Source organism: Paenibacillus sp. J22P59, from assembly GCF_059383895.1.
In genome coordinates, this window is record NZ_JBXENX010000006.1 from 167,575 (window position 1) to 188,328 (window position 20,754).

General features: G+C 44.1%; 22 protein-coding genes and 1 riboswitch. Of the genes, 18 read left to right on the forward strand and 4 right to left on the reverse strand.

The genetic code is table 11. The features are described 5' to 3' along the window. Positions 1–78 precede the first annotated feature (78 nt). Together AC50YO_RS12265 and AC50YO_RS12270 are read left to right on the forward strand one after the other, a co-directional pair. Complete coding sequence (locus AC50YO_RS12265; protein ID WP_494847552.1) at positions 79–657, forward strand: TMEM175 family protein; 579 nt, start codon at positions 79–81, stop codon at positions 655–657. A 750-nt stretch (positions 658–1,407) separates the two neighbouring features. Further along, positions 1,408–1,860, forward strand: a complete 453-nt coding sequence (locus AC50YO_RS12270; RefSeq protein WP_494847554.1) for a helix-turn-helix domain-containing protein — start codon at positions 1,408–1,410, stop codon at positions 1,858–1,860. 206 nt (positions 1,861–2,066) lie between these two features. Here AC50YO_RS12270 and AC50YO_RS12275 read toward each other — a convergent pair whose 3' ends face one another. Further along, positions 2,067–2,507 carry a hypothetical protein gene (locus AC50YO_RS12275; RefSeq protein WP_494847168.1) on the reverse strand — a complete coding sequence of 147 codons (441 nt, stop codon included), beginning with the start codon at positions 2,505–2,507 and terminating at the stop codon, positions 2,067–2,069. Then, positions 2,507–2,713, reverse strand: coding sequence for a helix-turn-helix transcriptional regulator (locus AC50YO_RS12280; protein WP_494847170.1), 207 nt, complete (start codon positions 2,711–2,713; stop codon positions 2,507–2,509). Before AC50YO_RS12280 ends, AC50YO_RS12275 begins: the two co-directional genes overlap by 1 nt. Positions 2,714–3,363: 650 nt before the next feature. On the opposite strand from AC50YO_RS12280, the gene AC50YO_RS12285 reads away from it, so the two are divergent. Beyond that, on the forward strand, positions 3,364–3,612 hold the full coding sequence (locus AC50YO_RS12285; RefSeq protein ID WP_494847172.1) for a M23 family metallopeptidase: 249 nt from the start codon (positions 3,364–3,366) through the stop codon (positions 3,610–3,612). A 161-nt stretch (positions 3,613–3,773) separates the two neighbouring features. On the opposite strand, the gene AC50YO_RS12290 is transcribed toward AC50YO_RS12285, so the two are convergent. Continuing rightward, on the reverse strand, positions 3,774–4,079 hold the full coding sequence (locus AC50YO_RS12290; RefSeq protein ID WP_494847173.1) for a hypothetical protein: 306 nt from the start codon (positions 4,077–4,079) through the stop codon (positions 3,774–3,776). 271 nt (positions 4,080–4,350) lie between these two features. Here AC50YO_RS12290 and AC50YO_RS12295 point away from each other — a divergent pair, with 271 nt between their 5' ends. The 5 genes from AC50YO_RS12295 (at position 4,351) to AC50YO_RS12315 (ending at position 9,488) form a co-directional block, all read left to right on the forward strand. Next, on the forward strand, positions 4,351–5,418 hold the full coding sequence (locus AC50YO_RS12295) for a DUF4037 domain-containing protein (RefSeq protein ID WP_494847175.1): 1,068 nt from the start codon (positions 4,351–4,353) through the stop codon (positions 5,416–5,418). A gap of 164 nt (positions 5,419–5,582) precedes the next feature. Next, positions 5,583–5,662, forward strand: a riboswitch (ZMP/ZTP riboswitch). Positions 5,663–5,720: 58 nt separating this feature from the next. Next, positions 5,721–6,299 carry a DJ-1/PfpI family protein gene (locus AC50YO_RS12300; RefSeq protein WP_494847181.1) on the forward strand — a complete coding sequence of 193 codons (579 nt, stop codon included), beginning with the start codon at positions 5,721–5,723 and terminating at the stop codon, positions 6,297–6,299. Between the two features lie 172 nt (positions 6,300–6,471). Then, positions 6,472–7,179, forward strand: a complete 708-nt coding sequence (locus AC50YO_RS12305; protein WP_494847186.1) for a DNA alkylation repair protein — start codon at positions 6,472–6,474, stop codon at positions 7,177–7,179. Positions 7,180–7,410: 231 nt separating this feature from the next. After that, positions 7,411–8,331 carry a methyl-accepting chemotaxis protein gene (locus AC50YO_RS12310; protein WP_494847189.1) on the forward strand — a complete coding sequence of 307 codons (921 nt, stop codon included), beginning with the start codon at positions 7,411–7,413 and terminating at the stop codon, positions 8,329–8,331. 422 nt (positions 8,332–8,753) lie between these two features. After that, a complete protein-coding gene (locus AC50YO_RS12315) occupies positions 8,754–9,488 on the forward strand; it encodes a glucose 1-dehydrogenase (protein WP_494847190.1) in 735 nt (244 codons plus the stop codon). A gap of 56 nt (positions 9,489–9,544) precedes the next feature. Here AC50YO_RS12315 and AC50YO_RS12320 read toward each other — a convergent pair whose 3' ends face one another. Beyond that, on the reverse strand, positions 9,545–10,150 hold the full coding sequence (locus tag AC50YO_RS12320) for a TetR/AcrR family transcriptional regulator (RefSeq protein ID WP_494847192.1): 606 nt from the start codon (positions 10,148–10,150) through the stop codon (positions 9,545–9,547). Positions 10,151–10,453: 303 nt separating this feature from the next. Between AC50YO_RS12320 and AC50YO_RS12325 the strand changes: the two genes are divergently transcribed. From AC50YO_RS12325 to AC50YO_RS12370, 10 genes are all read left to right on the forward strand, one after another. Next, complete coding sequence (locus tag AC50YO_RS12325; RefSeq protein WP_494847193.1) at positions 10,454–11,728, forward strand: MFS transporter; 1,275 nt, start codon at positions 10,454–10,456, stop codon at positions 11,726–11,728. Positions 11,729–11,808: 80 nt separating this feature from the next. After that, entirely contained in the window at positions 11,809–12,867 is a 1,059-nt protein-coding gene (locus AC50YO_RS12330) for an LLM class flavin-dependent oxidoreductase (RefSeq protein ID WP_494847194.1), read from the forward strand. An 87-nt stretch (positions 12,868–12,954) separates the two neighbouring features. Further along, complete coding sequence (locus tag AC50YO_RS12335; protein WP_494847195.1) at positions 12,955–13,350, forward strand: hypothetical protein; 396 nt, start codon at positions 12,955–12,957, stop codon at positions 13,348–13,350. A gap of 199 nt (positions 13,351–13,549) precedes the next feature. Next, positions 13,550–14,431: a hypothetical protein gene (locus tag AC50YO_RS12340; RefSeq protein ID WP_494847196.1), complete on the forward strand. Its 882-nt coding sequence runs from the start codon at positions 13,550–13,552 to the stop codon at positions 14,429–14,431. A gap of 356 nt (positions 14,432–14,787) precedes the next feature. Next, the gene (locus AC50YO_RS12345; RefSeq protein WP_494847556.1) at positions 14,788–15,774 is read left to right on the forward strand and encodes an aldo/keto reductase; all 987 of its coding nucleotides are present in this window, start codon (positions 14,788–14,790) and stop codon (positions 15,772–15,774) included. Positions 15,775–15,787: 13 nt separating this feature from the next. Further along, positions 15,788–17,155, forward strand: coding sequence for an LLM class flavin-dependent oxidoreductase (locus AC50YO_RS12350; RefSeq protein WP_494847198.1), 1,368 nt, complete (start codon positions 15,788–15,790; stop codon positions 17,153–17,155). 46 nt (positions 17,156–17,201) lie between these two features. Beyond that, positions 17,202–17,978 (forward strand): ABC transporter permease, encoded by a 777-nt coding sequence (locus AC50YO_RS12355; RefSeq protein ID WP_494847199.1) that lies wholly within the window; start codon positions 17,202–17,204, stop codon positions 17,976–17,978. A 39-nt stretch (positions 17,979–18,017) separates the two neighbouring features. Continuing rightward, complete coding sequence (locus AC50YO_RS12360; RefSeq protein ID WP_494847200.1) at positions 18,018–19,031, forward strand: ABC transporter substrate-binding protein; 1,014 nt, start codon at positions 18,018–18,020, stop codon at positions 19,029–19,031. Between the two features lie 18 nt (positions 19,032–19,049). Further along, the gene (locus AC50YO_RS12365) at positions 19,050–19,823 is read left to right on the forward strand and encodes an ABC transporter ATP-binding protein (RefSeq protein ID WP_494847202.1); all 774 of its coding nucleotides are present in this window, start codon (positions 19,050–19,052) and stop codon (positions 19,821–19,823) included. A gap of 34 nt (positions 19,824–19,857) precedes the next feature. Next, a complete protein-coding gene (locus AC50YO_RS12370; protein ID WP_494847204.1) occupies positions 19,858–20,700 on the forward strand; it encodes a sulfurtransferase in 843 nt (280 codons plus the stop codon). Positions 20,701–20,754: the final 54 nt, after the last annotated feature.

Sequence of the window (20,754 nt, forward strand, 5' to 3'; positions counted from 1 at the left end):
GAGGAAGCATTTTATGCAAAGTTACTGTGGTGTAGAGAAGGTTAAAAGAGCGCGAAAAGCGAGAAAAGGTGAAATATGATGAAAGCCAATCGAATGGAAGCATTCAGCGATGGCGTACTGGCGATTATCATTACGATCATGGTGTTGGAATTCAAAGTGCCGGAAGGCCATGACTGGCAAGCACTGATAGGGATCGGTCCAAAGATTCTTAGTTATATCTTCAGTTTCATATATGTCGGCATCTACTGGAACAATCATCATCATCTGCTGCACATGGTTAGAACGATGAACGGGCGGTTGATGTGGCTTAACTTGCTGCTTCTCTTCTGGTTATCCCTTATTCCGTTCACAACAGCTTGGATGGGGGAAAGCCATTTTGCCGCTACTCCAACGGCGCTGTATGGTATTATTCTTCTACTCGCGGCACTCTCATACTGGCTGCTTCAGCGTGCGATTACTAACCAGCATTCCGGCGATTCCTCCTTCGTAGCAGCGATAGGAAAAGACTGGAAGGGGAGGTTGTCTCCTTTGCTCTACTTGATCGCGAGCTTGACCGCATATGTGAGTCCTTGGATATCTGGCTTCTTTTTCGTACTCGTTGCCGTAATCTGGTTCGTGCCAGATAAGCGAATCGAGCATGCTCTGAGAGGCCGCTAAGAAATGCGCTGCATTTGGTAAGAAAACGGCGACATAGTAATGAAGCTGGGGTGGCTATACGAAAACTTTGTCCTCCTAAGGTCTGGGGGACGAAGTTTTCTGATTTTGGATTGATATATTTTAGCAAATGAGAAGGGGCTGCCCCAAAAGTCATGAAGATGATTTTTGGGACAGCCTCTTTCCTTAACTTCTAAGCGCTCTATCCCTTACGCTGTAGACGGCATATGAAGAGCTTACCTTATTTTAGGAAGCGTTTTTCGTAAAAATAGGTTTAATCTCGAGGTGTATTAGAAATAAAGTAAGCTATCTTCAGTAGTCGGAAACCAAGCTTCTCCACTACTGAAGATAGCTTCACTGTTGCTCCTTTTTATCTGTCTGAGCCTTGGAATAGAGCAAATGTGTTCATTAAATTGTACATGACATTCCTTCACCACCTTGGGAGCCAGCCATTTTTTTTAGAATGGCCATGGGATGGGAACAGCTGCAGTACAGGAAGACCGGTGTGGATGCCACCTTTCATGTGAATGAAAGAAGATCACATGCGTAACGGTCAACTTAAGCCTAGCAACACTGCGCAGATCGGATCTGAAAATCAGCCCATTATTATTAGCTGCGGCGGGGAAAGTGGTCAATATACTAGGGGTATTATAGGTGGCAACTAGAGGTTGCGCCTTGATGCACCTAGAACTAGCTTTACTTCATTTACACACTTCTTTAATACTGAAATTGTAGGGAGAGGCGATGAGAACTATGATTTTTAGTGAACGTTTAAAAAGAGAAAGAGAGAAAAAAGGCTGGTCACAAACAGAGCTCGCTGAAAAGATCCATGTTAGTCGCCAGTCCGTTTCTAAATGGGAGACAGGAAAAAACTATCCAAGTATTGAGGTAATCATCGATTTGAGTGATTTATTTGGTATTACAATTGACGAACTATTAAGGAGTGATGCAGAGTTGAAAGAGAAAGTAATTCAAGATAGTAAGCAATTGGCATATCCAAAGTGGAAAGTTTTGTTTGATAGTATGTTCTTATTAGGTGTTTTGTTATTAGTGTCAAAAATAATCATTGTCGCTTTAAATCATTTTGTAGGAACAAATATTCTTATACTAGAGGGATTACCGAAAGCAGTAACCAATTTTGCTCCACTCATTTTAATGGTGATTGGTGGAGTTGGCAGCGATCAATTGAAAAATAAATATATTTGATTTTAACCTGAAAAAATGTGCTTTGCTGGACTCAGGCTGCGATGGTCGGAATGGCTGCATGTACGGATGGAGCTTCGCTGTCGGTTAAATTGGATAAGAAGGAGCTTCGTAAACATTTAGGCTACCTTATGAAACTTATTTAATTGAAGAAGTCGAGGATACCAATATGTCAGCCATGAAAAGCGGACCGTAACGGCCCGCCGGTGTTAAAGCTTTTTGGCATAATAGACCCACAGGCCATAGAACACAATTAAAGCAAACAACAGGCTGCCTACTAAAGTAAAGAAGACTGTGGAGCTAAAGAAGCCGGAGACGATGGCGGCAACGCCAAGTACGATGAAGATAACGCTTATACCGAGCGTACTTGCATTGCGGATAATCAGTCCGGTTCGCTCATCGTTTTCCGCAATGTACATCTTTTTCATCGCAGCCTCGTCATTTCTGATCCTCATACATTTGCCTAAATAAAAGGCTGCTATTACCTCAAGGCCGATGAAAGCCCCGGTGTGAAAGCCTTTGATAAAGCTGGGGAGAACGGGCAGATGGTCACGGTAGAGCGTCAGCACCACATAAATTAACGCAGCAGCTATTGCTACAAGTGATACCAGGTTTGTGCGGATTCGCATTTTTTCTTTATACGTATTCATTACATTTCCTCCGTTTCGCTGAAATCAAATACCTCTTCAATTGTCAGTCCGAAATACTTAGCGATTTTGTATGCAAGCACAAGTGAGGCTGTGTACTTTCCCACTTCAAGCGAAGTGATCGTCTGTCGAGTCACGCCGACGGCTAACCCCAATTCTTCCTGAGAAAGCTTGTGCTGCTTGCGTAGTTCGGGAATTCGTGTTTTCAATTTACCACACCTTTGCAATGTTTGCTTTGCATATTTAGTATAGTTTGCTTTGCACAAAATGTAAAGCCTACTTTGCAAAAAAAAGTCTACTCCACACGTAATATGGATTAAATTTATACTAAAGTAATTTAAAAATCATTTTGGAAGTATTATACTGATAGGTAACAATTGAGAAGGGAAGGTTTTTATGTGCGGAAGCATAGCCTTTCGGAGAATTCGAGCAGTTTTGCTAGATCTTATTTATATGTAACAAACTGCAATGTGAAATCGAGGTGAGTAGGGGATATGGGCAAAAGGATGAAAAGCATAGGCATATTCAATTTGGTTACTGCGTTATTTATAAGCATATTGTGGATTTCTGTGTTCTTTATTCAAGGTTTATCTGGTGCTGTCTCATGGAGTCTGCTAAAGATGTTTTTGCCGTTTGTCGGCTTAGTAGGGGCAATTTCTAGCATCATATTTATTATTATTCGACTTATAAAAAAGAAAACGATTTTTCGCAATCTCATATCGTTTGCATTAAGTGCTGTTTTGATTTTTCCGATTCTCCTTACCTTAAATATTATAAAGTTCGCTTATCCTTCAAGCATAGATAAAAGCTCTCCATCTGTAACTGTAATATGGCCGCTTCAAGAAAAGAGCGTTGTAGGTTGCTTCTCAACCATTTGAAAAAGGATAGTATAACCGTTAAAGCAGGCGATCGTGTGAAGCCCGGCGACTTGATTGGACGTGTAGGTAATAGTGGGTCAACCTCTGAACCGCATTTACATATTCATCATCAGCGTCAAGACCCAACCCAAACGTTAATGCCTATTTTCGCTGAAGGTCTGCCACTATATTTTAAAGATATGGATGGGAGGACTATGCCGGAGAAAGATCAAATCATTGTGCCCGAGTAGGTTACAAACTGGAGGATATGGGATGTGATTTACAGTGAATGGCTGCTGATCTGTTCATTCAACTCATTCTCGTATATCCACAAAAAGAAGAGCTAAAAAAACCGAAACGAAGGTTCGTTTCGGCTGTTATTAAAGTATAGCTATGTGATTTGTTATTAAAATTATGGAGTGAAAGACAAAAGGATGCTGTTAATACCCGTCCATGCATTAGTAGTTACATAAATGGTATAAGTGTCATAAGGAAGGTTGTTCACGCTTCCACTTGGAGTGCCACCATTATAACCAGAATAGACTACAACTCCTGAACTGTTCTTCACTTGGAACTGATACCATAAAACAGGACCATATTCAGAATCTGATACGGCGTCGATATGAATATTTAGTTTGCCTGAACCTGTGATGGATTGACTCGCATTGGCAGATGCCACCGACAACGGAATAACCAATGCAATTACCATTACTAACATAAGAGATAGCCATTTTTTTCTCACTTTTCTCTCAATCCTTTCTTCCTATGAATTTGTTAAATCCTTAACACAAGCACTTCCGTTGCTTTTGATGCAGCGACTGCTCAAACGGAAGTTACAATCAAAATGTAACATAATGTAATATTTGGATTCAATAGAGCTTTATGCTCATTATATTCATTTTGATATAATCTAACTGATAAATGGATTTTGTTGTAGTGAGTTTACATTATGTATTTTTGAAAATGAAATAGGATAGGAGCTATGATGAATGTCCTTTATTACAGGGATGGAATTATGTCGGCGATTTCATACGGAGGTTGTTGAGCCTATACTCTCAGATGCTTTTCCGGATTTACGATATTCCTCTGCTTTGCTTGGTCCGGGGAGTGAAGTGCTGGGCTATGATACAGAAATGTCAACCGATCATGATTGGGGGCCAAGAGTATATCTTTTTCTTAGTAATGAAGATATTGATTGCTCCGAACAGATAAGACAATCTCTGAGTGAGCGAGTGCCCAAATCGTTTTATGGCTTTCTGGTTGATATAAGAAAGAGCGTTATTACAACGTTGCCGGAGTTTATCGAAAATTACTTAGGTGTTAACATAAATGAATCTTTGGGATTAGAGGATTGGCTATCACTCCCCTCGCAGTCGCTCCTCGAGATAACAAAAGGGGCAATTTATAGGGATGATAGGGGTCTGCTCTCATCATTACGCAAGCAATTCAGCTATTATCCCCATGATATTTGGTTATACCTAATGGCATCCAATTGGCAACGAATCGGGCAAGAAGAACACTTGATGCTTCGTGCGGGTTTTGCAGGCGATGAACTTGGCTCTGCTATTATTGCTTCACGTATTGTCCGCGATATCATCAATCTCTGTTTTCTAATGGAACGTCAGTATGCTCCATACCCAAAATGGTTTGGCACCGCATTTAAACAGTTGAAATGCTCGGATCAATTGCTGCCTTATCTTTGGGAAGCTCAGACGGCGACTGCTTGGAGAGAACGTGAGGGCGCATTTAATAATGCTTATAAGCTTTTATCAAGCATGCATAATGGATTAGAAATTACCGAGCTCATCTCTAATGAGGTGTCATACTTCTATGATCGTCCCTTCAAAGTCATGCATGGAGAAGAAATCGCAGGAATGATTTTGGAGCAGGTTGTAGATGAGAATATCCGCCAGTTTGCTGACAGACGCTTAATCGGCAACATTGATCAAATTACAGATAATACCGATTTCAGAAATATCGTTCGTGGAGCTGGTGAAGAAGGGGAATATGCGAGAAATGCGCTCAAGGGACTTTTCCGAATATCCCATAGGGGCTAGTCCTGAATTATTACAAAGTAGAAATGAATTATCTGAATATAGAGTTATTCTAATGTTTCGTGATTAAATGGGAATCCGGTCTTTTTGTGTTGGATGATCCATGTTGTATATATGCAAATTTTTGCTTGATTTACATAGTCCTTCGGAATACAATATAGTAAATATTTGGTATGTACAACTGGCGTAAACGTGGATAACCACGAGGGAGTACATATTCATAGCGTCGTACGCCTGGGCAAAGTATTTGATCTTAGATCAGATGCTTTTTTTTATTTCACACGAGGAAAGGTTAGGTGTATGGGATGAAAATGGCTTATATTTTGTTCGATGAGATGACAACGTTAGATTTTGTAGGTTTTTATGAAGCTGTAACATGGTTGGGTATTCTGAAGATAAAAGAAAATGTGTCATGGGATTTCTGTTCAAACAAAGAGCAAGTCACCGATGATAGAGGATTGACGATAAGAATTGACCATGTCTGTCCTGATCTGTCGGTCTATGATCTGATCTTTATTCCCGGAGGATTAGCTACTAGGCGGCTTAGATTTGATAACGAGTTTATAGCATGGATTCAGACTGCACGAGAGGTGGAGTATAAAATATCGGTTTGTACAGGTGCTTTAATTCTGGGAGCTGCAGGGTTTCTAGCTGGGAAAACAGCAACTACAAATCCTTCTGCTTATGAGCTGTTAACTCCTTATTGTGGAGAAGTAGTCAAGCAGCGCTTTGTTAGAGACGGTAATATTTTCACAGGCGGTGGAGTGTCGGCTTCTATTGATCTGGGGCTGTATTTCATAGAATCACTTACAAATGAAGCGGTAGTGCAGCAGGTTCAAGAAAAGATGGATTACCCATACTACACTTCGATTTCGACAAATTGAAACTACATAAAAAATTCGAAACTGTTTGTGTAGAGAGCTGTTAAACACAAGCATTGTGAATAGAAGAATATGCTATTGCGGTCTTGATCCCGATTTCATTTCATTGGATTACTTATGCTATATTTGAAGTAGAGTCCCTGTAAGGGAAATTCAGCATGAGGGAAGTGGAACAATGAATCTGGAAGCGGTTATGCAGGAGCTTGAAGCCCTAGGAAAGGAACGCACTAAGAAGATATATCAGTCTAATGGTGCGCATGAGCCGCTTTTTGGGGTGGCTACAGGTGCAATGAAGCCGATCTTAAGGAAAACTAAGCTGAATCAACCATTGGCTGAGCAACTCTATGCTACAGGGAATTATGATGCCATGTATTTTGCCGGAGTGATCGCAGAGCCACAGGCAATGACTGAGGCGGATTTTGAACGATGGATAGATGGAGCTTATTTTTATATGCTATCGGATTTTGTCGTTGCAGTCACTTTGGCAGAAGCGGATATTGCACAAGAGGTTTCTGATAAATGGATTGCAAGCGATATAGAGCTGCGAATGTCGGCGGGCTGGAGCTGTTATTGCTGGCTGCTCGGCAATCGTCCAGATAGTGAATTTTCCGAAGAGAAGCTTGCTAATATGCTGGAACAAGTTAAAAATACGATCCACAATGCGCCCGAACGCGCGAAATATGCAATGAATAGTTTCATTTACACGGTCGGAGTATCCTATCAGCCTCTCCATGATAAAGCGGTCGAGATCGCTAAGGAGGTCGGCCCGGTAGAGGTCAATAGCGGCACTGCCAAGAGCAAGCTCTTGAACGCCTCTGCTAATATTCAAAAGGCAATAGATAAAGGGCAGATTGGCTTCAAACGAAAGCATGTAAGGTGTTAGACTTTATTACGTCTTTGCCTTCTCCTTCTTAGTAAATCACCCCCATTAGTGTTGAACAAAGAAGGAGAAGGATTAATAAGTTTTATTATTGTTGCACACGCTGCATTCGCATTATTCAACATCTATAATTATATGGAAATTAATTGTTGTGCTGATTGCAAAAATCGTATATAGTTCCGTTGTAATACTATGCAAAATTGTACAATTACAATTATAAGGTGGAACCTCAGCATGATAACGAATAGCGGATATGCCAGCACTCAGGTATTGGATGGGAATGCAGTATTAGCGGCAATCGAGCATACATTGGCCATGATTGAATTCGATATCCATGGAAAGGTGTTATGGGCTAATGACAATTTTGCTAAGGCTATGGAATATGAACCAGTAGAAATGTCAGGGCTTACTCATCGACAGTTTTGCACTGCGGAGTATGTGAATAGTCCTGAGTATGTGAAGCTGTGGAATGATTTGAAGAGCGGCAATCCCTTCCAGGAGAAAATAATGCGTATCACGAAGAATCAGCATATCCGATGGTTAGAGGCGACCTATACCCCAATTGCGAATTCAGAAGGCCAAATCGTGGCAGTTCTTAAGATCGCAACGGATATTACGAGCCGAGAAAATACGGCCGCTGCATTCACCAAAGAACTGAAGCAAATGGCAGAGGATCTCTTGAAGCGTGCGGATGAAGGGGTTTTAAGCAGCCACCGAATAACTTCAGCAATTGATAAGATCGTTAAGGAATCGGATGATAATATGCATGTTCTCCAATTGATGGAGCATAAAGCCGGCGCTATCCAGAAAACGACAAAAGCCATCTCAGAGATTGCTTCGCAAACCAAGCTGCTTGCTCTGAATGCAGCAATAGAGGCTGCACATGCTGGAGAGTATGGTCTCGGATTTAACGTGGTGGCAAGCGAGGTTCGCAAGCTGGCTAATCAGACAGAAGAAGCTACGAAGGAAGTAAACGCTACGCTTCAGGATATTGCTGCTCAGGTGCTGGAAATCTCCAAAGGACTAAAGCGGACACGAATAGTCATATCAGATAGCGAGATGAGTACCCAGCAAGCTGTTGATGAATTTACGGGAATTGGCCAAGCTGCACGTGAGCTGGACAAGCAAGCCAAACTCGTAGGAGACTTGCTTTAAAATAATTAAATTTTAGAAAAATGACATCCTTCAAGCGAAGAGGGCAGATATACATAAATGAAAAGCATCAGAGCCTCTTCGTACTATCCATCTTCCCTTCCCCCTGTATCACCCCTACAAAAAAGCCTGCACTACACCAAAGCTTTTATTCATCTCCCGATTAAATCCTTTTGAATCGTTGTTCTCACTGAAATGTTTAATGATTATTTATGAATGCTTACGACTATCATTGCGCATAATAATTAAAGACGGGCATATGTATGAGTTGTGCTTATTAATTTCCAAATATATGAATAAATGTTTTTAATTATCCCTGATTAATTGATGATTAATCTATACACAAGGATAATGTTTTGATATCATATTGTTTTGTAGTATAATATATTATATTAAAAATTTTAACGTTAAAGGAGTTAGATGAAATGGATCGTTTAGCAGGTAAAGTAGTCATTATTACAGGTGGCGCTCGCGGTATGGGCGAATCTCATGTTCGTAAATTCGCAAGCGAAGGTGCAAAAGTTGTTTTCACCGATTTGAATGAAGAGGGCGGACAAGCTTTGGCAGCAGAGCTTGGAGAAAATGTTAAGTTCGTGAAGCAAGATGTAACAAAAGCAGCTGATTGGGAGACTGTTGTTGCAGAAACAGAAAAGGCATTTGGTCCTGTTAACGTACTCGTGAACAATGCAGGCATTAGCATGAGCAAATCGATTTTTGACATGACAGAAGCAGACTACAGAAAAATTGTTGAAATCAATCAAGTTTCTGTATTCCTGGGCATTAAAGCAACGGCTGATTCTATGAAAAAGACAGGAAATGGATCTATCGTTAATATTTCTTCCATGAATGGTCTTGTTGGTGGAGCAGTTGGTTACACGGATACGAAATTTGCGGTTCGTGGACTAACAAAAGCAGCAGCTCTTCAATTAGCTTCCTTCAATATTCGCGTAAACTCCGTGCATCCAGGTGTTATCGAAACACCAATGGTTACACAAGGCGATGCAGTTGAAGTTATCAAAGAATTTGCAAAACATATTCCTCTTAAGCGTCTGGCTCAATCCGAAGAAGTATCTGATCTGGTGCTCTTCCTTGCCTCTGACGAGTCAAGCTATTCGACTGGCTCTGAGTTCGTTATCGACGGTGGCTTAACAGCAATGTAGTTTCAAACAAATAAAAGGGGCACCCAATTGGGTGCCCCTTTTATTTGTTATAACGTCTACTTAACGGAGGAAGCTTCACTCGAATTGAGCAATGAAAGTGTAACGGCAATTGCCTGATCAATAAATGATGGCTCTGGTCGAGATTTCAACATTACGGTTAGTCCGATTAACGACAGGATGAGCGCTTGTGCTAAAGGCTTGGCCTGAGTATGTCCGTTCAATTCTCCTGATTGCATGCCTCGTTCAATCGTTTCTTGGAATATGACCGCCAAGTACATTTGGTGTTCTCTCGTGAGAATTTCGAATTTCTCATCATGAGGCGCTAGCTCAACCATGGTATTGATGCAGAAGCAGCCCCGACTGCGATCACCTGCATATTCCTCTTCAACTACGCTTTTGAAAAAAGCGGAGAAGGCTTCTTTTACAGAAGAATGGCTCTGCAGCCTAGTTCGTATATCTGAAGCGCGGGACATCGTATAACGGCGCAGTGCAGCTTCGAATAATTCTTTCTTGTCTCCAAAGGCTGAGTAAATACTAGGACGTTGAATTCCCATTCTAGAGGTCAAATCACTCAATGAGGTAGCCTCGTATCCTTTTTCCCAAAAAAGCTCCATCGCTGCTTCTAATACGGTTCCTTCGTCAAATTCACGGGATCTTGCCATGATGAATACCTCTCATTCACCTTTAATTTTTGATTATAGCTTATAAAAAGAACTGCTATAACGATCGAAATTTGTGTACCGATCAATATGTTATTATTCTATCTTTTGCCGAATTATATGTCAAATGCCGAGATGAGTCAGGAGATAGGTTATAGCGTTAGAATCAAATATAAAATAAGTATATGCTTAATTATTCTCATTTTTTTTGGTTGACAATACGAATAATTGTGAGCTATATTCACTAGGTGAAATAACATACCGATCAGTACGTTATTTGTAATATAGAAATGGGGGAGAAGAGGAATGTTCAATAAGGAGGATGCAAGCAAGGGAATAGTCATCGCAGGCAGCAGGGCAGAGCCGTTATCTGCACGGCTAATCGAAGCAGGCACAGAGCAATCTGCTGAAATGTCTCGCTATGTGACGCTATTGTTTGCAGTTGCTTGCGGGATGTCAGTTGCGAATATCTACTTCGCACAGCCGTTGCTTGATCGTCTATCGGGCGAGTTCGGAATCGACTATTCAATCATTGGCATCGTGGTTACTGTTACGCAAATTTTTTATGGGTTGGGACTGCTGCTATTGGTGCCGCTTGGAGATTTGCTTAGTCAACGAAGCTTGATTATCGGTCAAATGCTATTGTCTGTTCTTGCGCTAATGATGGTTGGAACGGCGGCCAACAGCATTCTATTATTTGCAGGCATGGCTATGGTCGGCTTGCTAGCCGTGGTGACACAGACACTTGTAGCATTCGCAGCAACTATGGCGTCGCCTGCTGAACGAGGCCGTGTTGTTGGGGTGGTTACAAGCGGGATTGTCATCGGCATACTTCTGGCAAGATCGATTTCGGGAATACTGACAGACCTCGCAGGCTGGCGATCCGTGTATTTTGTTTCGGCAGGATTGATGCTGGTGATGGTTGGCATGTTTTATAAGATATTGCCCCGTGTTGAACGGAAGGTGAAAAAACTATCTTACTCTAAGCTGCTAGAATCGATGGTCAGGTTGTTTATTCAAGAACGACTATTGCGTATTCGCTCTATTATTGCTCTGTTCATTTTTGCTGATTTCAGTATTCTATGGACCTCTCTCGTACTGCCTCTTAGCTCTGCGCCTTTATCGCTTTCTCCTAGTGCAATTGGAGCCTTTGGTTTGGTCGGAGTAGCAGGCGCGCTGGCTGCCGCGAGAGCGGGAAGACTTGCTGATCGAGGCTATGGGCAGAGGACGACGGGCACTGCTCTGGTGCTGCTGTTGGTGTCCTGGTTTTTTATCCGTTATACCGAACAATCCCTGTTCGCATTGGTGATTGGCATCGTGCTTCTCGATTTGGCTGTGCAGGCCGTACATGTTACCAATCAGACGATGATCCTTCCACTACGGACTGATGCTCGGAGTCGAATCACTGCCGGGTATATGATCTTCTATTCGATTGGCAGCGCAGTCGGTTCCATTGCTTCGACTCAGATCTATGCGCATTATGGCTGGAATGGAGTATGTGTGTTAGGAGCTTCTGTTAGCGCTGCGGCGCTGCTGTTCTGGATAGTGACTCTCCGCAGTGACGCTACTAGTATGAAATGACAGATCTGAGTCTGAATTAGTCTGTGGATTTGAAACACTGATGAAAATGCAAGAAAACATAATATAAAGGAGCGATTGTTATGGAAATAGGGGTAACTTCGTTTGTAGAAACAAAGCCGGATGTTCACACAGGAGACGTAATAAGTCACGCACAGCGGTTGCGTGAGGTTGTGGAGGAAATTGTTCTTGCTGATCAAGTGGGACTTGATGTGTTTGGCGTTGGTGAGCACCATAGAGCGGATTATGCAGCATCTTCCCCGGCTATCGTACTGGCTGCGGCTGCCGCTCAGACGAAAAAAATCCGGCTGACCAGCGCTGTGACCGTATTATCTTCCTTAGATCCGGTACGCGTTTTTCAGGATTTTGCTACGCTTGACGGCATTTCGAATGGACGGGCAGAGATCATGGCGGGACGAGGCTCTTTTATCGAGTCCTTCCCTCTGTTCGGATATGATTTGGATGATTATGCGGAGCTGTACGAAGAACATTTGGGATTGCTTTTAAAAATACGTGAGTCTGAAAAAGTTACCTGGGAGGGCAAGCATCGTCCTGCGATTAATAACTTGGGCATATATCCAAGGCCTGTTCAGGCTTCTATGCCGATATGGGTTGGCAGCGGGGGCCGAGAGGAGTCCGCTGTTCGTGCAGGCCTGTTAGGGCTGCCTCTAATGCTGGCTATTATCGGTGGAAGACCGACGGATTACGCTCCGCTCGTACAGTTGTATAAGAAAGCAGCGGCGTATGCCGGCCATGATGAATCTCAGCTTCAAGTTGGGTCGCATTCGATAGGGTTTGTTGGAGACAGTACGGAGCAGGCAGCAGATCTCTTTTTTCCATCAACTATGGCAGGCATGAATAGATTGGGCAAGGAACGGGGATGGGGGCATTATGACCGCTCCAGCTACGATGCTGCGCGCAGCTTTGAAGGTGCTCTATATGTTGGGGACCCTGAGATGGTTGCCCGAAAAATCATTCACCTTCGTAAACATGTAGGGGTTACCCGTTTTATGCTGTACGTACCTTTAAGCACGATGCCGCATTCCGAAGTTATGAGGGCTATTGAGCTGCTTGGAACTGAGGTGGCGCCAAGAGTTCGGGAGGAAGTAGCCAAGTGGGAAGCGGAGAAGCACAATTTATAAGCCTATTGAACTGCCGGATACACACCAAAAACTATTTATCTCCATAAGATAGAGTGAATCTACTAAATTGGTAAGGAGATGATAGGAATGTCGAGAAAAGGGGGACACGGATGCGGGGGAGACCGAAGCTCAGGCTCCAAAAGCAGAGGTCGTAAAAGTGGAGGAAACAAAAGCGGCGGCAATAAAAACAATGGCAACAAAAGCAGCGGCAATAAAAACAAATGGAACAAAAGTGATGGAGGCAAAAGCAGTATTTTAATTATTCTTCTACGAATTGGTGTAGGAACGCCCAATATTCGAATTCATTTTGATGGGACATCTCATGTAGGCATCTATCTAGGTATTACAGATGGCTTCGTTCTTCTTAATGTAAGAGGCGTCGTTATTTATATTAAGCTGACATCTATATCGGCTGTTGAGGTTGGTGTCAAAGAAAATAGAAATCGGAATAAAAAGCACCCGTGGAAATGTAAGAAAGTATAGGCTCTCTATTTAATTGGACAAGGCCTTATTAGTTTGACGTGAAAGAACGGACGTTATGTGCACATAACGTCCGTTCTTTCGTTTTGTATATCCTATTCCTGAGAGGCTCTTTTTCCCCTTCGCGAATCTTATAGAATGAAACAAATAGCTGAGTAAATACGTTCAATAAATAGAATGATTTGTAAGGGGAGGGGCTATCGTGTATTTATCCGTAGCTGGCATTAAATATTTAATTCGAGCTTCAGCCTTGTTATCTATTTTAATTGGCTTAATGTATGCTCCAGCTGTATTCCATTTTTCGTTGCCTTTCGAACGTCTTGGTTCTGAATTGGGACAAGGTCAGTATGCCATACAATTATGGGCTAAGTATGCTACAATCGGCGGCCTTGTGGTTATGGTCGGTTCTTTTTTTATAAACGCCTTTCAATCTGCCCGTGTTAGAATTTTCTTCGGGGTATTAGCACTATTATCCATGCTGCTGTTTTTTGCTGCTCAGGTCCCCGCTCTATTCTGGTGGTCATGGGGTGGATTATTCGCTTATTCTTGGTCGACATTACTGGCCTTTGTGCTTCATCTTGCTTTGCTCGCTCTGTCTTCTTGGTCCGGTATTGCTGCCGTACTCTCTATTAAGAAAGAAGCAGCAAGAAGCGGCGCTAACCTGTCCAGATTTAATGGTTTTACTATTATTCGAGCATCTGCCGCTATGTCTATACTATTAGGCGCTGTGTACGTATCCACATTGATTAATGGAATTGACAGTTTGAAGCTGTGGGGAATCTATTCTATATTGGGAGGAGCCTTAATTTTGGTTAGCTCCTACTTGGTCAAGACTGCTCAATTCGATTCGGCAAAGAGATTAGTGATGATGCTAGTAGCAATGCTGCTTCTAATTACCGCTCAATTTCCTCCGTTATTCTGGTGGACAGATTTTTTCAGGGAGACCAGCTCATGGTCCAATTCAGTCTTGTTTTTCCTGCATTTAGGGATGATCGCTCTACCTTACTGGGGTGGATTGATTGCGATACGAACATTGAAGAAATCACAAAGCATCTTGAATATAACGAAGGAGAGCATTCAATGAATGTACAAGATCTGACTGAATGGTCGGAAAATCACCGAATCATGTTTCTTTATTTTTCCTATCGTATCTTAATAGAATGAGTTAACTCGAGTTAATTTCTTGGTTTTTAATACAAATGACTTTATCACACAATATTTTACCTAATATATAGAAAATAATTATTCAATCGAAAAGTTATTGCAAAAAGAAATAGTCAATGCTAAAATACAACTTATTACATCGGAATAATATGAATATAAATCGTATCTACTGGACAACCGGAGAAACGCTAAGGCAACACTAGCGTTTTTACAGCTGTCCTTTTTTTGTTTTCGTTTAACGTCGCTTATGGACGAAATTGAAGGAGTGTGCGAATGATGCAATATAGAAAACTAGGCAGAACGGGCCTCAAAGTATCGCAAGTAAGTCTTGGGACGATGTCCTTCGGCAGATGGATTGACGAGAAAACATCAGCGGCAGTACTGGATGTAGCTCTGGATGCAGGAATAAATCTGATTGATACAGCGGATGTCTATGGCAGGGGAATGGATCTAGGTGATCCAAGCCAGACGGGCGAGGCTGAGGCTATATTAGGGCGGACCCTCAAGGCAAGACGGCATGATATTATTCTCGGAACGAAGGTAATGCCTCCGGTAGGGAAAGGCGTTAATGATTCTGGATTAAGTCGTTATCATATATTCCGGGCCGTGGAGAATAGTCTGCGCCGGTTGCAGACCGACTATATTGACCTTTATCAGGTGCATGGCTTCGATCAGAATACGCCTCTGGAGGAGACACTGCGTGCGTTGGACGATTTGGTCAGGCAAGGCAAGGTTCGTTATATTGGATGCTCTAATTATGCGGCTTGGCAGTTGGCCAAGGCTCATGGCATAAGCGCATTGCAGAGCCTGAATCGTTATGAGAGTGTTCAGCCTGAATACAGCTTAATTACTCGTGATATCGAGAGGGAACTGGTTCCGTATGTGAAATCGGAGCCGACCGGAGTGATTGTGTATAGTCCCCTAGGACGCGGAATTTTGACGGGCAAGTATCGGCAGGGTGAAGCTCCACAGAGTGGAACAAGGCTAGCTGCCGGAGAGAAACGGCTGGAGCTGTTGCTGGAAGGGAACCCCGTGTACAAGCTTGTTGAACAGCTGACTCCGTTAGCGGAAGCTCGGGGCTGGACACTAGCACAGCTTGCGCTGGCTTGGGTGCTTAGCCAATCGTTCGTTTCTTCTGCAATACTGGGCGCTTCCAAGCCAGAGCAGCTGCAAGAATCGTTGAAATTCGCGGATGAACGATTAACGAAGGAAGAATTAATAGAGATTGATCAGCTATCACGCCACTTATCCATCATTCGCTAGGAGGAACACAGACATGAGTACAAACCACACTAACCGTAAGCTTCACCTAGGATTATTTTTATTCTCGACGGGCTATCATCCTGCGGGCTGGAGGCTGCCTGAGGCATTAACAGATGGGGCATTCGATCCGAAGTTTCTGCAACAGGTCGCACGGAAGCTAGAAGAAGCCAAGTTCGATTTTTTCTTCCTCGGTGATGCACTGGCTTCAAGTGCAGATATGCAATATCAGTTCCCTTCCCAGATGGTACGTCTGGAGCCGTTCACAATGATTGCCTATTTGGCAGCCGTAACGGAGAAGATCGGCTTAATCGTCACGGCTAACACGACGTATGCTGAGCCTTATCATATTGCTAGATTAACAGCATCGCTAGATTATTTGAGCAACGGACGCACAGCGTGGAATGTCGTTACGGGTGCGGATACGAGGGCAGCTTTGAATTTCAGCCGCGAGAAGCATTGGGATAATACGAAGCGCTACGATTACGCCGATGAGTTTGTTCAGATCGTTAAGGACCTATGGGATACATGGGAGGACGATGCTTTTGTAAGAGATAAGACGTCAGGCGTATTCGTTGATGCAGATAAGGTGCATGCGATTCACCATAAAGGCGAGCATTTCTCAGTAGCTGGACCATTGAATGTTGCTCGCCCACCACAGGGGCAATTGCCGCTATTGTCCGCGGGTACCTCTGAACGCAGTCAGGAGCTCGGTGCCCAATTCTCGAACGCGATTTTTACAGGTCAAATTCTGCTAGAGGATGCACGCAAGTTTTATGCCGGAATCAAAAGCAAATTAGTGAAATATGGACGGAAGCCCGAGGAGCTGTTCATTATGCCCGGGCTTGTCCCCCTTGTAGGTCGAACGGAAGAAGAAGCAAGGGCCAAATATGAGGAACTGAACTCTTTGTTAGTAACGGATTATGATGTGAAGCCGTTATCCGCACGAATCGGTATTGATCTAGGAAATTATCCGCTTGATGGTCCGCTTCCCGAATTATCGCTATCTACGTTAGAAGGGGATAGTGTAAGCCAGCTTGTTAGGCTGGCTCAGAATGCGGCTGGACATGAGGACATTACCATTCGAGAGCTGTTCCATTACTTTACGGCAACCTGCAGAGGCCATCTGCTCATCGTCGGAGATCCGGAGCAGATTGCAGATACGATTGAGGAATGGTTCGTGAAGGAGGCTGCGGACGGCTTCAATATTTGCCCGCCTTATATGAACGGAGGTCTGGACTTGTTCGTAGAGCTTGTCGTTCCCATTCTGCAGCGTCGCGGCTTGTTCCGTACAGAATATGAAGGAAGTACGTTTAGGGATCATTTTGGCTTACAGCGTCCTTCCAATAAATTCGCTAAGTCGGAGTCCTTGCAGGGAAGCTAGTCCTAACGGTCAGCAACAGGCATAAGGGAGAGCGGGAGGGATTAGCATGAATCATTCAAAATCCGGCAAGCGCGGCGGCATTCTGATCGGACAGCTCGCATTGTTGGCTGTAATACTGGGAGCTATCGAATTTGTCGTCAGACGAGGGATTGTAGGCAAGCTCTACTTGTCAGAGCCGACAGAGGTTGTGAAGGAAATCATTCAGCTGCTCGGGCAGAGCGAGGTCTATATTAGCTTATGGATTACACTGCAGGAGTTTTTGATCGGGTATGTGCTTGCTGCATTGCTGGGAATAGCTACGGGGATGTTCCTTGTGCTCGTGAAGCAGGCGGAAGCATTCTTTCGTCCCTTTCTGTCTGCCTTCATGGCGGTGCCAAAGGTTACGATAATCCCTTTGTTAATGATTTGGTTAGGGATTGGAATGACGCATAAGGTGGCTATTGTGTTCTTATTCTGTTATTTCACAATTGCATTCAATACAATAACGGGCATTAAGCAGACAGCAGACAATCATCTCAAGGTAGCAAGGGTATTCCAAGCATCACGGTTCCAGACCATTACGAAGGTCATCCTGCCATCGGCGGCCCCTACCATATTCGCAGGCTTGCGGATTTCGGCTGCTACTGGTCTTGTCGGGGCATTGTTCGGGGAAATGATCGCATCCGAGGATGGGTTGGGCAACATGCTGGTGAAAGCAACATCATTGTACGATACAGCTCTCGCTTTTGCTGTTATTACGATTGTGACAGTTGTATCTGTACTGATCATCGCCATTATTGATTTATTAGAGAAGAAGGTTTTCTTAAAATGGAAATCACATTAATGATACTTTGGGCCGCGAAGGAAAGGGAGAAGGAAAGCTATGACTAAACAATCCAGACAACGAATTAGTGCAGTAATAATGAGTTTACTATTGTTATCCCTAGTAACCGCTTGCGGAGCGGGTGGGGGAGAGGACCCTAAGAAGGGTGACAAGCAGAATGCCTCACAGGGGGAAGAGCAAAAGCTGGTTAAGGTGAAATATGCAGCCTTCAACGGTGTAAGCGGACTTGTTGCCCATTTTGGCGCAGAAAAGGGATTTTTCGCAGAGGAAGGCCTTGAGGTTGAATTTGTTGCTTCACAAAATGCGGTAGCCGCTCTTACGAGTAAGGATGTCGATATTGCGGATATTGCAACGACGCAGGCAATCGTAGCAGCAGGCAAAGGGGCGCCGATCAAGATCGTATCCTCCATGTTCCGTACGAAGGGTGCCTTCTATTTGATTGGTGGGAAGGATATTAACAAGGTTGAGGATTTAAAGGGGAAAAGAATCGGAGCAGCCGTATTCGGCTCTGGTCTGGACGTCTATACCCAAGTGATTCTCAAAGAGCATGGTCTTAGCAAAGACGATGTGACCCTAGTGGCTAATGGTACGAATGAAGCGGCTTACGCCAGCCTTACCTCCGGGCAAGTAGATGCGACTATTATTCACGAGCCTTTTGTATCCTTGGGTGAAGTGAACGGTGATGTGAAGCTGTTAGCGAAGGGCTGGGATTATCTCCCTAACTTCCATACAGGCGTGCTGGCCTCGAACAATGAGTTTATCGAGAAGCATCCTGAGGTGATTGAGAAGCTGTTGCGAGCTTATTTCAAGTCCCAAGACTATGCGAAGAATAACCTTGAGGAATATAAGGCTTATTTTCTAACTCAGGTGAAAGCAGATCCGAAGGCGATTGATCTTGCTTTTGAACGCGAAAATGTACTGTGGGAAAACAATCCCGATGTAGATAAGCAATCGTTGCTTGAGACACAACAGATTCAGCTAGAGCTCGGCTTCCAAGATCAAATCTATGAAGTCGATGATATTGTTGATTTGCGGTTCATTCCTAAAAAATAGCGTAGAGGGGGAGAAAGCATGGCGGGATTCTCCATTAATAATGTATCTATGGTCTATGGCGGGGCCGCGCCAACCGAGACGCTGTCTGACGTAAGCTTGCAGATCCAGGACGGGGAGTTCCTCTGCATTCTCGGACCTAGCGGCTGCGGCAAGAGTACGCTGCTTGAAATATTGGCAGGGCTGCAGCTGCCGACGACAGGTGAGGTGTGGTTTGACAATAGCAAGCTGGAAGGACCGGATAAGCGCAGAGGAGTAGTCTTTCAGGACCCCTCTCTCTACCCATGGCGCACCGTCTTCCAGAACGTCGAGCTGGGACTTGAAATTCGAGGGACAGCAAAGGCGGAGCGCAAAGCACAGGTGCTGAAATATTTGGAGATGGTGGGGCTTGCCGGATTCGAGCATAAATATCCTCATCATCTGTCTGGCGGTATGCGTCAACGGGCGGGATTAGCTAGAGCTTTGGCGAATCATCCGGAGGTGCTATTAATGGATGAGCCATTTGGAGCGGTCGATCACTTAACTCGGCTGCAATTACAGGATGATCTGCTGAACATTTGGCATGCAGAGAAGAAGACGGTCGTCTTCGTCACGCACGATGTGTCAGAGGCGGTATTCTTGGGAGACAGGGTCGTATTGCTGTCGCCTAGACCGGGGAGGATCAACAAGATCTTTACGGTTTCTCAGCCGAGGCCCCGCAAGCGCGATGATGTGGCATTACTGAAAATCCAGAATGATATTTATGCGGCTATTCACGAGGTGAAGACGCAAGAGAGCTTGGAATTTACGATCTAATTGTTTAATAGGAGAAAGAGGAGGAATGCATCTTATGGCTTTTATAAATATTGTCGATACAGAATGGGTTTCAGCTAGACTTCCAGAGGGAAATCTCGTTCTATTAGATGTGCGGTTCTCTCCGAAAGAAGCGAATTATGGTAAAGCGGCGTATGAGAAGGATCACTTGCCCGGTGCTGTGTTCGTTGATTTCAAGGCGGCACTTACGGATACTCCGCGTGAGCATGGAGGACGAAGCCCGCTGCCTTCTTCGGAGAATCTGGCTAAGCTGTTTGGTGAGCTCGGCATAGATCATTCAACAACGGTAGTTATCTATGAAGATGTAAACGGACCTGCTGCTTCAAGGCTGTGGTGGCTGCTGAAATATGTGGGTCACGATAACGTTCGTATACTGGACGGAGGTTATGAAGCTTGGAAGAAGGCAGGCCTGCCATTGACTAGTGAGGTTCCTGTTATTCGTCCGACAGTGTTCATTCCAACTGTACAAGAGAATCGAATTGTTGATATTAATCAAGTGAAGGCCTCGTTAGGCAAGGATACAGTTAAGCTTGTAGATGCTAGAGACGCCAAGCAGTATCGCGGCGAGGAAGCGCCATTCGATCCGGTGGCTGGTCATATACCTGGGGCAGCTAATTATTTCTGGAAGGATGGCCTGCAAGCAGACGGCAGCTGGCAGACTTCAGACGCTCAGCGTGAACGATTCGCGGCTCTATCCCCAAGCGATGAGATCATTGTCTACTGTGGCTCCGGCATCTCGGCAACGCCGAATGTGTTAGCCTTGGAAGAAGCGGGCTTCGCGAATGTGAAGCTGTATCCGGGCAGTTGGAGCGATTGGATTTCGTATAGCGAGAACCCGATTGCGACGGGAGAGGAATAAGAGCCGAGAGGCGTATAGCAGTATGAGAGGTATGGATACATCGCCATGTGGGCT

What these genes read in the sequence shown, in the direction of transcription:
- AC50YO_RS12330 (WP_494847194.1), top strand. Translation starts at nt 11,809, where the DNA reads ATGGAAATAGGGGTAACTTCGTTTGTAGAAACAAAGCCGGATGTTCAC.
- AC50YO_RS12355 (WP_494847199.1), top strand. Translation starts at nt 17,202, where the DNA reads ATGAATCATTCAAAATCCGGCAAGCGCGGCGGCATTCTGATCGGACAG.
- AC50YO_RS12305 (WP_494847186.1), top strand. Translation starts at nt 6,472, where the DNA reads ATGAATCTGGAAGCGGTTATGCAGGAGCTTGAAGCCCTAGGAAAGGAA.
- AC50YO_RS12320 (WP_494847192.1), bottom strand. Translation starts at nt 10,150, where the DNA reads ATGGCAAGATCCCGTGAATTTGACGAAGGAACCGTATTAGAAGCAGCG.
- AC50YO_RS12360 (WP_494847200.1), top strand. Translation starts at nt 18,018, where the DNA reads ATGACTAAACAATCCAGACAACGAATTAGTGCAGTAATAATGAGTTTA.
- AC50YO_RS12335 (WP_494847195.1), top strand. Translation starts at nt 12,955, where the DNA reads ATGTCGAGAAAAGGGGGACACGGATGCGGGGGAGACCGAAGCTCAGGC.
- AC50YO_RS12310 (WP_494847189.1), top strand. Translation starts at nt 7,411, where the DNA reads ATGATAACGAATAGCGGATATGCCAGCACTCAGGTATTGGATGGGAAT.
- AC50YO_RS12295 (WP_494847175.1), top strand. Translation starts at nt 4,351, where the DNA reads ATGTCCTTTATTACAGGGATGGAATTATGTCGGCGATTTCATACGGAG.
- AC50YO_RS12300 (WP_494847181.1), top strand. Translation starts at nt 5,721, where the DNA reads ATGAAAATGGCTTATATTTTGTTCGATGAGATGACAACGTTAGATTTT.
- AC50YO_RS12290 (WP_494847173.1), bottom strand. Translation starts at nt 4,079, where the DNA reads ATGTTAGTAATGGTAATTGCATTGGTTATTCCGTTGTCGGTGGCATCT.
- AC50YO_RS12350 (WP_494847198.1), top strand. Translation starts at nt 15,788, where the DNA reads ATGAGTACAAACCACACTAACCGTAAGCTTCACCTAGGATTATTTTTA.
- AC50YO_RS12265 (WP_494847552.1), top strand. Translation starts at nt 79, where the DNA reads ATGAAAGCCAATCGAATGGAAGCATTCAGCGATGGCGTACTGGCGATT.
- AC50YO_RS12315 (WP_494847190.1), top strand. Translation starts at nt 8,754, where the DNA reads ATGGATCGTTTAGCAGGTAAAGTAGTCATTATTACAGGTGGCGCTCGC.
- AC50YO_RS12345 (WP_494847556.1), top strand. Translation starts at nt 14,788, where the DNA reads ATGCAATATAGAAAACTAGGCAGAACGGGCCTCAAAGTATCGCAAGTA.
- AC50YO_RS12365 (WP_494847202.1), top strand. Translation starts at nt 19,050, where the DNA reads ATGGCGGGATTCTCCATTAATAATGTATCTATGGTCTATGGCGGGGCC.
- AC50YO_RS12370 (WP_494847204.1), top strand. Translation starts at nt 19,858, where the DNA reads ATGGCTTTTATAAATATTGTCGATACAGAATGGGTTTCAGCTAGACTT.
- AC50YO_RS12270 (WP_494847554.1), top strand. Translation starts at nt 1,408, where the DNA reads ATGATTTTTAGTGAACGTTTAAAAAGAGAAAGAGAGAAAAAAGGCTGG.
- AC50YO_RS12325 (WP_494847193.1), top strand. Translation starts at nt 10,454, where the DNA reads ATGTTCAATAAGGAGGATGCAAGCAAGGGAATAGTCATCGCAGGCAGC.
- AC50YO_RS12275 (WP_494847168.1), bottom strand. Translation starts at nt 2,507, where the DNA reads ATGAATACGTATAAAGAAAAAATGCGAATCCGCACAAACCTGGTATCA.